The organism is Bacillus sp. C30 (assembly GCF_040838255.1).
Taxonomy (GTDB): domain Bacteria; phylum Bacillota; class Bacilli; order Bacillales; family Bacillaceae_G; genus Bacillus_A; species Bacillus_A mycoides.
In genome coordinates this window covers 1-12837 of the sequence record NZ_JBFPJH010000004.1, presented here as the reverse complement: position 1 = coordinate 12837, position 12837 = coordinate 1, and the positions used below count along the sequence as shown (strand labels likewise).

Below are 12837 nucleotides of genomic sequence, written 5' to 3'. Positions count from 1 at the left end.
CCGTATACGGTCCTTTTTACATACTTTCTTTTTCGGATAGCATATTTAGTATATAATATTTAAGAGATAGTATAACTTTTTTCGTTGTGCATTAAAGGTGGTGATTATCATAGAGCTGAATAAACGGCAAGAGCATATCATTCAGATTGTAAAAGATCACGGTCCTATTACAGGGGAGTCAATTGCTGGGCAATTGGGTTTAACACGTGCAACGCTAAGACCAGACTTAGCAATTTTAACGATGGCTGGTTATTTAGAAGCGCGTCCACGTGTAGGTTATTTTTATACGGGTAAAACCGGGGGACAGCTATTATCTGAAGCTGTTAAGAAAATTAAAGTGCAAGATTATCAATCTAGACCGGCTGTAATTGATAAAAATGTATCAGTATACGATGCAATCTGTACTATGTTTCTAGAGGACGTTGGTACATTATTTGTTGTAGATCAAGCTACTTTATTAGTTGGCGTTGTATCTCGTAAAGATTTATTACGAGCTAGCTTAGGAAAGCAGGATTTAACCTCTCTTCCGGTTAATATTATCATGACAAGGATGCCAAACATTGCGATGTGTCGCAGGGAGGATTCTTTATATGATATTGCGATGGAATTAATAGAAAGACAGATTGATGCGATGCCGGTTGTGAAGGATACGAAACAAGGTTTAGAAGTGATTGGACGAATTACAAAAACAAATATTACACGTGCGTTTGTAAATTTAGTAAATAACGAATAAGTGTAATTTGTTTAAAGTGAGGTAATGTAATGGATAATAAAATCGTATATGTCGTATCTGACTCTGTAGGAGAAACGGCTGATTTGGTTGTTAGAGCGGCAATGGGACAGTTCCCATTCGCTCCTGATATTAGGCGTGTACCGTATGTAGAAGATACAGGGACATTAAAAGAAGTAATCTCGATTGCCAAGAGCAATCAAGCGCTTATTTGTTTTACGTTAGTAAAGCCTGATATGCGTCAATATTTATTGACAGAAGCGGCAAAAGAAGGAGTAGAGGCATACGATATTATCGGACCTCTTATCGATCAAATTGAAGAAATTACAGGGCAAGTACCAAGGTATGAGCCAGGTGTCGTTCGAAGATTAGATGAAGAGTACTTTAAAAAAATTGAAGCGATTGAATTTGCAGTTAAGTATGATGATGGTAGAGATGCACGTGGTATTTTAAAAGCTGATATCGTGTTGATTGGAATTTCACGTACATCAAAAACACCACTTTCACAATATTTAGCGCATAACAAACGTTTGAAAGTTGCTAATGTACCACTTGTACCGGAAGTGGATCCGCCTGAGGAATTATATCAAGTGGCAAAAGAGAAATGTTTCGGTTTGAAAATTATACCAGATAAGTTAAATCATATTCGAAAAGAACGATTGAAATCACTTGGATTAAGTGATGGAGCAACATATGCAAATATTAATCGTATTCAAGAAGAAATTGATCATTTTGAGGAAGTAATTAGTAAAATAAATTGTCAAGTGATTGATGTATCAAATAAGGCAATTGAAGAAACAGCAAATATTATTGTGAATGCAGTGCAAAACCAAAAAATGTTTTAGCACATTTACCAAAGGTGAATGTGCTTTTTTCGCTCGTGAGAAGGCGTTAGAGGAAGATGCGAAGTAGAGCATGAACTTTCGGCTTAGTAATAGAATATAGCGGAATGGTTATACTTATATTCTTCTGTTTTTTAATTATGCTAAAGGAACGATTTCGTTATCTTTAAGTGTAAGATGAAAATTAAAGGGATATGTAGCGTAGTTGAAGAAAATATATTATAATAAAAAATTGTGATAAAAACCTATATTTTACGTTTAGACTTTAATTTTTCAGAATAAACTAGGGATAGGATTTTCGAAAAAGACATGTATTTACGTTAAATCGACAAAATCTAGACAAGAAAACGCACATTATGGAAGGATTCACAGAAGGGATGTAGAATACAGAAATATGCAAAACATCAGATAAGATATTATTTGATGCAGATGCGTATCCCGTGAAGAATGCAATTGTGCAAGTTGGAACAAAATTTTATGTCGGAATTTTGTTTGTCGTATCCTATGCTCATCGTTCAAGAAAACAGCAAGGTAATTGGGTCTATGTAGATTCTGAGCAAGATGAAGTTGACTGTTATATTTATTAACATGCAAAAGCTACAGATCTCATGATCATACAGGCTATAGTGCTTCTTGCTAGTCTTCTTGTGAAAAAGGAGTATATGTATTGTCTCCAAGAGATACATTTGTAACAGATGAGCAAATGTATACAATTTTATATAGTAGTATGTATCTGCGAATTTACGCAGACTGGGGACTTATACGAAAGGTCCAAAATCGTTTACACAATGTGATCGACAGTACTTTCTAACAAATTTAGAAAAATATTGTCGAATTATAAAGGAATCTTTTAATTTATATCGAATACAAAATACGACACGGAGATGGAGTTATGGGGAACAGAATTCCTGAAGAAGTTGTTGAACAGATTCGGACATCATCCGATATTGTAGAAGTGATTGGTGAGTATGTTCAACTTAGAAAGCAGGGGCGTAACTATTTCGGCCTTTGTCCATTTCATGGTGAGAATTCTCCTTCATTCTCTGTTTCATCTGATAAGCAAATTTTTCATTGTTTCGGATGTGGAGAAGGTGGAAATGTATTTTCTTTTCTTATGAAAATGGAAGGACTTGCTTTCACAGAGGCTGTTCAAAAGCTTGGCGAAAGAAATGGAATTGCAGTTGCAGAATATACATCAGGGCAAGGACAACAACAACAAGAAGACATATCTGATGACACTGTCATCATGCAACAGGCTCATGAACTTTTGAAAAAGTATTATCATCATTTATTAGTAAATACAGAAGAAGGAAATGAAGCACTTTCATATTTATTAAAACGTGGTATTACAAAAGAGATGATTGAGAAATTTGAAATTGGTTATGCATCACAAGCTTGGGATGCAGCAACGAAAATTTTACAAAAAAGAGGTTTGTCGCTATCTAGTATGGAACAGGCTGGCCTTCTTGTAAGAAGTGAGAAGGATGGCAGTCATTATGACCGCTTCCGCGGAAGAGTTATGTTTCCGATTTATACTTTACAAGGTAAGGTGATAGCGTTTAGTGGAAGGGCATTAGGAGATGACACTCCGAAATATTTGAATAGTCCTGAAACACCGATTTTTTACAAAAGTAAGCTGTTGTATAATTTCCACCAAGCAAGGCCGTTTATTAGAAAACGTGGGCAGGTTGTCCTTTTTGAAGGTTATGCCGATGTACTAGCCGCGGTGAAAAGTGGTGTGGAAGAAGCTGTTGCGACAATGGGAACAGCTTTAACTGAAGAACAAGCGAAACTTCTGCGACGTAACGTTGAAACTGTTGTTCTTTGCTATGATGGTGATAAAGCAGGGCGAGAAGCGACGATGAAAGCAGGGCAATTACTATTGCAAGTTGGTTGCCAAGTGAAAGTTACATCCTTGCCAGATAAGCTTGACCCTGATGAATATGTGCAACAATATGGGACAACCGCTTTTGAAAATCTTGTGAAATCAAGTATAAGTTTTGTTGGTTTCAAAATAAATTATTTGCGTTTAGGGAAAAATTTGCAAGATGAGTCTGGCAAAGAAGAATATGTAAAAAGTGTTTTAAAAGAGTTATCATTGCTACAGGATGCGATGCAGGCGGAATCATATTTAAAATCATTATCGCAAGAATTTTCGTATTCAATGGAAACACTTTTGAATCAATTGCACCAATATCGCAAAGAACAAAAGGTACAGCAAAAACAAATAAAGCAGGTTTCTAAGCCATCTCAAATTGTTCAAACGAAACCGAAATTAACAGGTTTTGAAAGGGCAGAAAGAGAAATTATTTACCATATGTTGCAAAGTGCAGAAGTGACAGTACGTATGGAACCTCATATAGAAGATTTTTATACAGAAGAACATAAAGGGATTTTATATGAACTATACGCATATTATGAAAAGGGAAATGAACCTTCAGTCGGAACATTTTTAAGTTGGCTCTCTGATGAAAAGTTGAAAAATATTATTACTGATATTTCGACGGATGAATTTATTAATCCAGAGTACACAGAAGAAGCGTTACAAGGTCATTTGGAGGCGCTAAGACGCCATAAAGAAAAACTTGAAAAGATGGAAATTATCTTTAAAGTAAAACAAATGGAAAAAACAGATCCTGTAGAGGCTGCTAAATATTATGTGGCATATTTACAAAGTCAAAAAGCAAGAAAATAGCTTTTTCGATAAAGTTTTAGTATAATGAATGTTTGTATCTCGCGTAAGGAGGGGAACAGATGGCTGATAAACCAGCTCGTTCTAAACAAATTGAAACTGAAATGACCCTTGAGCAAGTGAAAGAACAACTCACTGAGCTCGGAAAAAAACGTGGTGTTCTTACATATGAAGAGATTGCAGAACGCATGAATGGATTTGAAATTGAATCCGATCAAATGGATGAATACTATGAATATTTAGGTGAACAAGGGATTGACTTAGTTGGTGACAATGACAACGACGAAGGTCCTAATAATCGTCAAATTACAAAAACGGAAGAAGAATTTGACCTTAATGATTTAAGTGTGCCGCCAGGTGTGAAAATCAATGACCCTGTTCGTATGTACTTAAAAGAAATTGGTCGTGTAGACTTACTATCTGCTGAAGAAGAAATTCGACTTGCGACACGTATTGAAGAAGGCGATGAAGAAGCAAAACGCCGTCTTGCGGAAGCAAACTTACGTCTTGTAGTAAGTATTGCAAAGCGCTACGTGGGCCGTGGTATGCTTTTCTTAGACTTAATCCAAGAAGGAAATATGGGTCTAATTAAGGCAGTTGAAAAGTTCGACTACCGTAAAGGTTTTAAATTTAGTACGTATGCAACTTGGTGGATTCGCCAAGCTATTACACGTGCGATTGCAGACCAAGCGCGAACAATTCGTATTCCAGTTCATATGGTTGAAACAATTAATAAGTTAATCCGTGTACAACGTCAATTATTACAAGATTTGGGACGCGAACCATCTCCTGAAGAGATTGGTGAAGAAATGGATCTTGCTCCAGAAAAAGTACGCGAAATCTTAAAGATTGCACAGGAGCCAGTTTCTCTTGAAACACCAATTGGTGAAGAAGACGACTCCCATTTAGGTGACTTTATCGAAGACCAAGAAGCAACATCGCCTGCGGACCATGCAGCGTATGAATTGCTAAAAGAACAATTAGAAGATGTGTTAGATACACTAACAGATCGTGAAGAAAATGTTCTGCGTCTTCGTTTTGGTTTAGATGATGGACGAACTCGTACGCTTGAAGAAGTTGGGAAAGTATTCGGCGTAACGAGAGAACGTATTCGTCAAATTGAAGCGAAAGCACTTCGCAAATTAAGACATCCAAGCCGTAGTAAGCGTCTTAAGGATTTCTTAGAATAGGCTACCTTTAAGTTTACTTCACTTTTGTGAAGTAAACTTTTTTATTTTGTTAATTTTTGTTAAAATTTAGCTATCGGCAACGATTACAATTTCTTGTAATTTATTTTACAGAATTGTCTTTTGATTTGCAAATGCTCATTTTTCGATTTTTCGATTTATTTTGTTTATTATATACAAAATAATATGTAGAAAAGTAAAAAATATGATGAGAAACGTTAGTAATTATCGAAATAATATGCGATATAATAGTGAAAATCAATAAAATGAATTTACGGAATATTTTTAACAAGTAGTAGTTTGCTCTTTTCTGATAGGGCGTTTTCAAGTACAATATAAATGACTGAATCATCTAACTATTTAGCGGTATAGAGGGGGGAGAAGAGATATGAAACGTAATCCGTTGATTCCGTTCGCTCTTATTGCAGCATTAGGTATTATCGTTATGTTTGTATTTTCATTTCAGGGGCTAAATAAATCTAAAGAGTTAGCTGATGCAAAAAATGGTGGGAAACCAGCACAAACAGCATCAAAGCCAGAGGATATTGTAAAGCAAAGCTGTACGAGCTGTCATGGTGATCAGTTACAAGGAGCGGTAGGCCCTAATTTACAAAAAATTGGTGGGAAACTTTCAAAAGATGAAATTAAAGAAGTTATTTCAAAAGGAAAAGGAAATATGCCGCCAAATATAGTTCCAGCTGATCAAGCGGCAAAAGTAGCTGATTGGTTATCGAAGAAAAAATAAAGTATAGAAAAACAAGTCTTTTGCTTTTTGCAAAAGGCTTGTTTTTCTATACTATCTAAAATACGATTAGTAATAGAGAATTGAAGTATTGTTATGGACTTGCAACAACTACTATAAATTCATTATCATGGAGACAGACTGAGAAGAGAAGGAGTAATGGAAATACATGAATGAAGTAAAGCTTTCGAAACGATTAGAAGAAGTTGTGAGGGAGATTCCGGTAGGCTCTACAGTAGCTGATATTGGATCGGATCATGCGTATTTACCGTGTTATACAATTATAAATAATATTGCTACAAAAGCAGTTGCAGGAGAGGTTGTAGATGGACCGTTTCGCTCTGCACAAGCAACTGTAGCTGAAAGTGGCTTACAAGATAAAGTAGACGTTCGTAAAGGGAATGGATTAGCTGTTATAGTGCCAGGAGAAGTAGATGTTATTACGATTGCTGGTATGGGTGGAGCGTTAATTCGTGACATTTTAGAAAGTGGTAAAGAAAAATTAGAAGGTGTAACACGTTTAATCTTACAGCCGAATATTGCAGCACACCATATCCGTGAATGGTTTATTGAAAATGGATGGGAGCTTATCCGTGAGAAAATTGTAATAGAAGACGGAAAGATTTACGAGATTTTAGTCGGAGAGCGAGGAGATACAGCAGTACCTTACTCTGAAAATAAACAAGCTGAATTGTTTATGGGTCCATTTTTAATAAAAGAAAAAAGTGAAGCTTTTATTGAAAAGTGGGAAGGGGAATTGAAAAACTTCCAAAATATTTTAAAACAGTTAGAACGTGCAGCAGAGTCTGAAGAGACAAAAGCGAAGCGTGCAGAAGTAGAAGCGAAAATGAAAATGATAGGAGAGGTTTTATCATGAGTAAAATTCCGAATGGTCATGAAATTATTTCTTTGTTTGAAGGTATGTATCCGAAGCATTTAGCGATGGAAGGGGATAAGATTGGCTTACAGATTGGAGCGCTTAATAAACCTGTCCAGCACGTATTAATCGCGTTAGATGTAACTGAGGAAGTTGTGGACGAGGCGATCCAATTAGGAGCGAATATCATTATAGCGCACCATCCTTTAATCTTTAATCCATTAAAAGCGATTCATACAGATAAGGCGTACGGAAGAATTATTGAAACGTGTATTAAAAATGATATTGCGGTTTATGCCGCACATACAAATGTAGATATTGCTAAGGGCGGGGTAAATGATTTACTTGCTGATGCGTTAGGGTTACAAAATACAGAAGTATTAGCTCCTACATATGCAGAAGAAATGAAAAAAATTGTTGTATTTGTTCCAGTAACCCATGCAGAAGAAGTGCGCAAAGCTCTTGGAGATGCGGATGCAGGTCATATCGGTAATTACAGCCACTGTACGTTCGGTAGCGAAGGGGTAGGTACGTTTATCCCTCAAGAAGGTACAAATCCTTATATCGGAGAAACTGGGCAGTTAGAACGTGTGGAAGAGATACGTGTCGAAACGATTATTCCAGCTTCATTACAAAGAAAAGTTATTAAAGCGATGTTGGCAGCCCATCCATATGAAGAAGTGGCATATGATGTATATCCGCTTGATAATAAAGGTGAAACATTAGGACTTGGTAAAATAGGGTATTTACAAGAAGAAATGACGCTTGAGCAGTTTGCTTTACATGTGAAACAATCATTACATGTAAAGGGTGCAAGAGTTGTTGGAAAGTTAGATGATAAGGTGCGTAAAGTAGCTGTACTTGGTGGTGACGGTAATAAATATATAAACCAAGCGAAATTTAAAGGAGCAGATGTATATGTAACAGGTGATATGTATTATCATGTTGCTCACGATGCGATGATGAATGGTTTAAATATAGTCGATCCAGGACATAACGTTGAAAAAGTAATGAAGCAAGGTGTACAAAAACAATTGCAAGAAAAAGTAGATGTGAAGAAATTCAATGTACACATTCACGCTTCGCAGTTACATACAGATCCATTCACATTTGTATAAGAAAAATAAAAACCGTTGCTCATGTAGGCAACGGTTTTTATTATTGTTCTTTTTTTACTTTTACACGAGGTAGTATCTTTTGAAGTGGTACTTTTCGAATTCTGTCCCATGTAGCTGGATTCATTGGGTCATATTGATCTAAGAAAGCAATAACTTCTTTTGTAATTGGCGTTGGAGTAGAAGCACCTGCTGTAACAGCTACGTTTTCTACACCTTGTAGCCATTCTAATTGGATTTCACTTACGTCTGCAACGCGGTATGCTGTCGTACCAGCGATTTCTTGTGATACTTGTGCTAAACGGTTTGAGTTGTTACTTTTCGGATCACCGACAACAATTGTTAAATCTGCAACATCAGCTTGTTTAGCGACAGCTTCTTGGCGAACTTGAGTTGCTAAACAAATTTCCTTGTGGAATTCTGCTGTTGGGAATTTTTTCTGAATGTCCTCCATTAAATGTTGAACATCCCATTGACTCATTGTTGTTTGATTCGTAACTAAAATTTTATCCGTTGGAATTTCTAGTGTTTTTAAATCATCAGCTTTTTCGATAAGATGAACGATATCAGGTGCGATACCAACTGCGCCTTCTGGTTCTGGATGATTTTTTTTGCCGATATAAATGACATGGTATCCTTCAGCTTTCTTTGCTTCGATAAGGTCATGTGTTTTTGTAACATCTGGACAAGTTGCATCAATTGTCGTTAAACCTTTTTCTTTTGCACGTTGTTTAACTTCTGGAGAAACACCGTGTGCAGTGAAAATAACAGTACCAGAATCGATTTTATCTAAAATTTCTAATCGACTTGGACCGTCTAATGTAATGATGCCATCCTCTTCGAAAGCATCTGTGACATGCTTATTGTGAACAATCATACCTAAAATATAAATGGGTCTCGGTAATGATTTATCTAATGCGGCGTTACGTGCAATAACCATTGCGTCAACAACACCGTAGCAATAACCACGAGGGGAAATTTTAACAATCTTCATGTGAGTAATCCTCTCCTTCTAAACAAGGGATACTTTTGTGCATAGTCCATTACATTATAAAGGAGGAGTGGATAGAAAACAAAGGATTGTTACACATATAGTTTTGGTTTTGTTGCTGATTGTTGAACGGGTTCTTTCGGAACCTCTTTTTCTATTACCGGTTCAAGCACTATTTTTTTTCGTTTCCTTTTTGGAGGTGGAGGAGGTGGAGTTGCTACCTCAACCTGTTCTGTTGCATCTTCAGTTTGATTTTCTTCCGTACTTTTTCCAGAGGTGAGGATTTTAACAATGCTTGGTAGACTACGCATAATGGGACCGTACTGTTCGACAACAGGACCGACAGATTGCACGACTTGAGATACTTTTTCGATATTATTTATCATATTAGTTGGGTTCGAAATTAAATTTGAAAAAAAACTACCGATGCCGCTGCTAGATGCCGCTGCAGTTGTAGCTGACGCAGCACCACGTGTATCATTTGATTCATACATTTGAGGTGGTATCATCTGTTGAGGATATTGCTGCATGTATGGCTGATATTGTTGTGTATATTGTTGTTGGTATGGCTGTTGCTGTTGATATTGGGGCGGCGGTTGTTGGTGCATCATCGGTGGCCCTTCCATTTGTCGATAAGGAGGGACCATTTGCATGAAAGGTTCGGTTGGATCGTGTTTTTTAAAGAGTTTAGCAAGGAAACCTTTCTTTTTTTGAGCCATCGGTGGTAGTTGTGGAATCGGATATGGTGTGTAAGATTGTTGTCCTCGATTCGGATACATTTGTCTTATAGGGGATTTCGGAAACATGTGGGAAATCCTCCTTTCTTCAGTTAGGTATATACACATACAATATGCAATGGAAGGAAAGAAGGTTAGTTTTTGAGATAAAAACCTAAACTAAAGATGGATTTTACTTGTAGATTTCGATATAATGTAGACTTGACTGATTTGTGCGCAGTAGAAATTTTAGAAAGAAGGTGTAACTTATGACACTACAAACTTTTACACAGTATGATTTTAAACCATTTTTAATAGATGCAGTTCGTGAACTACGCTTTACAGAGCCAACAGGAATTCAAAAGAAAATTTTCCCGGTCGTGAAAAAAGGTGTGAGTATAATTGGACAATCCCAAACTGGTTCTGGGAAAACACATGCATACTTACTTCCTACATTAAACAGAATTGATGCAAGTCGTGAAGAGGTACAACTTGTTATTACAGCGCCTACTCGTGAGTTAGCACAACAAATTTACGAAGAAATTGTGAAACTAACAAAGTTCTGTGCAGAAGATCAAATGATTACAGCACGCTGTTTAATTGGTGGAACTGATAAACAACGATCAATTGAAAAGTTGAAAAAACAACCTCATATTGTAGTTGGAACGCCAGGACGTATTAAAGATTTAGTAGAAGAAAAGGCGCTATTTGTCTATAAAGCGGATACTATTATTGTCGATGAAGCGGACTTAATGCTTGATATGGGATTCATTCAAGATGTAGATAAAATTGCGGCACGTATGCCTAAAAATCTGCAAATGTTAGTTTTCTCTGCAACAATTCCTCAAAAATTAAAACCATTTTTGAAGAAATATATGGAGAATCCAGAACATATTCATATTAATCCGAAGCAAGTTGCAGCAGGAAATATTGATCATTACCTTGTGCCTTCAAGACACCGTAATAAAACTGAATTAGTGAAAAATATGCTACTTCAATTTAAACCATATTTAGCAATTGTCTTTACAAACACAAAGAAGAAGGCTGACGAAGTAGCCGATGGATTAGCAGAACGTGGATTAAAAGTAGGGCGTATACACGGTGATTTATCACCACGTGATCGTAGAAAAATGATGAAACAAGTTCGTGATTTAGAGTTCCAATACATTGTCGCAACAGATTTGGCGGCACGCGGTATTGATATTGAAGGAATTAGCCATGTTATTAACTATGAACTTCCACCAGATTTAGATTTCTTCGTTCACCGTGTTGGAAGAACTGCACGTGCGGGTCATTCAGGTATTGCAGTGACGATTTATGATCCAGCAAATGAAGAAGCGTTAGATAGTTTGGAAAAACAACGTCATATCGAGTTTAAACATGTAGATTTACGCGGAGATGAATGGGCGGATTTAGGTGACCGTCGTCGTCGTAAGAGCCGTAAAAAACCAAGTGATGGACTAGATGTTATGGCAACAAAAGTTGTTAAGAAGCCGAAAAAAGTAAAACCAAACTATAAACGAAAACTTGCAACAGAACGTGACAAAGTGAAGAAAAAATATAGCAATAAAAAAAGATAAGGGATTTCCCTTATTTTTTTTTTATCTCATTGCTTGAGAGAAAGTCGATTAATGTAGACTAATAATTAGTGAGGGGTAGAAAAAACGTTGACTAAAGTTTCGCTTTATTGGGTTAATTTAAGTATAGAGTTCAGATTGTTTGAATAGTCTGTTTAATTTATGTAGTGCCTTTTGTGTGAACAAACAATTCGCTACATATTTCTACAAATTATGCTATCATTATATCTATTGTATATTGAAGAGGTGATTGTATGTTAAAGATTGGATCTCATGTTTCTATGAGTGGTAAGAAAATGTTATTAGCAGCAAGTGAAGAGGCTGTTTCATACGGTGCAACGACGTTTATGATTTATACAGGTGCACCGCAAAATACACGAAGAAAACCAATTGAAGAATTGAACATAGAAGCAGGAAGAAAACATATGGAACTAAACGGTATTGAAGAAATTATCGTACATGCGCCATACATTATTAATCTTGGGAATACGACGAAGCCAGAAACATTCCAATTAGGTGTAGACTTCCTTCGCATGGAAATTGAAAGAACATCGGCATTAGGTGTAGCGAAACAAATCGTTCTTCACCCAGGTGCGCACGTTGGTGCAGGAGCGGATGCTGGTATTCAACAAATTATTAAAGGGCTTAATGAAGTATTAACGCCAGAGCAGACGGTTAACATTGCGTTAGAAACGATGGCAGGAAAGGGAACGGAATGCGGTCGTAGCTTTGAAGAAATTGCGAAAATTATTGATGGTGTGAAATATAATGAAAAACTATCTGTATGTTTTGATACGTGTCATACGCATGATGCAGGTTATGACCTTGTAAATGATTTTGACGGTGTGTTAAACGAATTTGATAAAATTGTTGGGATAAATCGTTTACAAGTACTTCATATTAACGATAGCAAAAATGTACGCGGAGCTGGAAAAGACCGTCATGAAAATATTGGTTTTGGTCATATTGGCTATAAGGCATTGCATCACATTGTGCATCACCCACAACTTACGCACGTACCAAAAATTCTTGAAACGCCGTATGTAGGTGAAGATAAAAAAGATAAGAAGCCACCATATAAATTAGAAATCGAAATGCTGAAAAATGGTACTTTTGATGAAGGAATTCTTGAAAAAATTAAAGCACAATAAGGAGGGGATTTTCCCCTCCTTATTTTAATAGCTGCTGAAATAAAATATTTACTTGTTGGGCAGTGGCAGGAGTAGTTACTTTAGCGATTTGTTTTAACAAATCTAGTCGCTCGGTATTATCGTAAATGTTAATGTTTTTCCCTTTCATAAGTAAAACGATTTTATCAGCTTGTGCAGTTGTGATTGGAACTTCGTATTCTTTACTATATTTCAATAG

The 12837-nt window shown here is 36.4% G+C and carries 14 protein-coding genes; 11 read left to right on the top strand and 3 right to left on the bottom strand.

Annotation, left to right across the window (positions count from 1 at the left end; all coding sequences use genetic code 11):
- Positions 1-100 precede the first annotated feature (100 nt).
- The 9 genes from ccpN (at position 101) to AB3X49_RS00945 (ending at position 8188) form a co-directional block, all read left to right on the top strand.
- Positions 101-733, top strand: a complete 633-nt coding sequence (ccpN, locus tag AB3X49_RS00985; protein WP_002015181.1) for a transcriptional regulator CcpN — start codon at positions 101-103, stop codon at positions 731-733.
- 29 nt (positions 734-762) lie between these two features.
- On the top strand, positions 763-1575 hold the full coding sequence (locus AB3X49_RS00980) for a pyruvate, water dikinase regulatory protein (RefSeq protein ID WP_002015180.1): 813 nt from the start codon (positions 763-765) through the stop codon (positions 1573-1575).
- A 437-nt stretch (positions 1576-2012) separates the two neighbouring features.
- A complete protein-coding gene (locus AB3X49_RS00975; RefSeq protein ID WP_367960166.1) occupies positions 2013-2159 on the top strand; it encodes a PIN domain-containing protein in 147 nt (48 codons plus the stop codon).
- Between the two features lie 80 nt (positions 2160-2239).
- On the top strand, positions 2240-2383 hold the full coding sequence (locus AB3X49_RS00970; protein ID WP_201052966.1) for a hypothetical protein: 144 nt from the start codon (positions 2240-2242) through the stop codon (positions 2381-2383).
- Positions 2384-2464: 81 nt separating this feature from the next.
- Positions 2465-4267: a DNA primase gene (gene dnaG / locus AB3X49_RS00965; RefSeq protein WP_002015179.1), complete on the top strand. Its 1803-nt coding sequence runs from the start codon at positions 2465-2467 to the stop codon at positions 4265-4267.
- A 59-nt stretch (positions 4268-4326) separates the two neighbouring features.
- Entirely contained in the window at positions 4327-5454 is a 1128-nt protein-coding gene (rpoD, locus tag AB3X49_RS00960; protein WP_000764062.1) for an RNA polymerase sigma factor RpoD, read from the top strand.
- A 385-nt stretch (positions 5455-5839) separates the two neighbouring features.
- Positions 5840-6196: a cytochrome c550 gene (gene cccA / locus AB3X49_RS00955; RefSeq protein WP_002129130.1), complete on the top strand. Its 357-nt coding sequence runs from the start codon at positions 5840-5842 to the stop codon at positions 6194-6196.
- 166 nt (positions 6197-6362) lie between these two features.
- Positions 6363-7070, top strand: a complete 708-nt coding sequence (locus AB3X49_RS00950) for a tRNA (adenine(22)-N(1))-methyltransferase (protein ID WP_002190695.1) — start codon at positions 6363-6365, stop codon at positions 7068-7070.
- Positions 7067-8188, top strand: a complete 1122-nt coding sequence (locus tag AB3X49_RS00945) for a Nif3-like dinuclear metal center hexameric protein (protein ID WP_367960164.1) — start codon at positions 7067-7069, stop codon at positions 8186-8188. The genes AB3X49_RS00950 and AB3X49_RS00945 overlap by 4 nt, the downstream gene beginning before the upstream one ends.
- Before the next feature lie 40 nt (positions 8189-8228).
- Here the strand turns inward: AB3X49_RS00945 and AB3X49_RS00940 are convergent, their stop codons facing one another.
- Both AB3X49_RS00940 and vrrA read right to left on the bottom strand, forming a co-directional pair.
- Positions 8229-9179, bottom strand: coding sequence for a 4-hydroxy-3-methylbut-2-enyl diphosphate reductase (locus tag AB3X49_RS00940; RefSeq protein ID WP_002015175.1), 951 nt, complete (start codon positions 9177-9179; stop codon positions 8229-8231).
- A gap of 89 nt (positions 9180-9268) precedes the next feature.
- The gene (vrrA, locus tag AB3X49_RS00935; protein ID WP_367960163.1) at positions 9269-9982 is read right to left on the bottom strand and encodes a VrrA/YqfQ family protein; all 714 of its coding nucleotides are present in this window, start codon (positions 9980-9982) and stop codon (positions 9269-9271) included.
- 179 nt (positions 9983-10161) lie between these two features.
- Here vrrA and AB3X49_RS00930 point away from each other — a divergent pair, with 179 nt between their 5' ends.
- Both AB3X49_RS00930 and AB3X49_RS00925 read left to right on the top strand, forming a co-directional pair.
- Positions 10162-11472, top strand: a complete 1311-nt coding sequence (locus tag AB3X49_RS00930; RefSeq protein ID WP_002015172.1) for a DEAD/DEAH box helicase — start codon at positions 10162-10164, stop codon at positions 11470-11472.
- Between the two features lie 251 nt (positions 11473-11723).
- Positions 11724-12620, top strand: coding sequence for a deoxyribonuclease IV (locus AB3X49_RS00925; protein WP_002088660.1), 897 nt, complete (start codon positions 11724-11726; stop codon positions 12618-12620).
- A gap of 19 nt (positions 12621-12639) precedes the next feature.
- Here the strand turns inward: AB3X49_RS00925 and AB3X49_RS00920 are convergent.
- Positions 12640-12837 (bottom strand): DUF2624 family protein (locus AB3X49_RS00920; RefSeq protein WP_367960161.1); only part of this gene is annotated, 198 nt, incomplete at its 5' end.

Coding starts and splice junctions, on each gene's coding strand:
- dnaG (WP_002015179.1), top strand. CDS start 2,465: ATGGGGAACAGAATTCCTGAAGAAGTTGTTGAACAGATTCGGACATCA.
- AB3X49_RS00925 (WP_002088660.1), top strand. CDS start 11,724: ATGTTAAAGATTGGATCTCATGTTTCTATGAGTGGTAAGAAAATGTTA.
- AB3X49_RS00945 (WP_367960164.1), top strand. CDS start 7,067: ATGAGTAAAATTCCGAATGGTCATGAAATTATTTCTTTGTTTGAAGGT.
- rpoD (WP_000764062.1), top strand. CDS start 4,327: ATGGCTGATAAACCAGCTCGTTCTAAACAAATTGAAACTGAAATGACC.
- AB3X49_RS00930 (WP_002015172.1), top strand. CDS start 10,162: ATGACACTACAAACTTTTACACAGTATGATTTTAAACCATTTTTAATA.
- AB3X49_RS00950 (WP_002190695.1), top strand. CDS start 6,363: ATGAATGAAGTAAAGCTTTCGAAACGATTAGAAGAAGTTGTGAGGGAG.
- cccA (WP_002129130.1), top strand. CDS start 5,840: ATGAAACGTAATCCGTTGATTCCGTTCGCTCTTATTGCAGCATTAGGT.
- AB3X49_RS00940 (WP_002015175.1), bottom strand. CDS start 9,179: ATGAAGATTGTTAAAATTTCCCCTCGTGGTTATTGCTACGGTGTTGTT.
- vrrA (WP_367960163.1), bottom strand. CDS start 9,982: ATGTTTCCGAAATCCCCTATAAGACAAATGTATCCGAATCGAGGACAA.
- AB3X49_RS00980 (WP_002015180.1), top strand. CDS start 763: ATGGATAATAAAATCGTATATGTCGTATCTGACTCTGTAGGAGAAACG.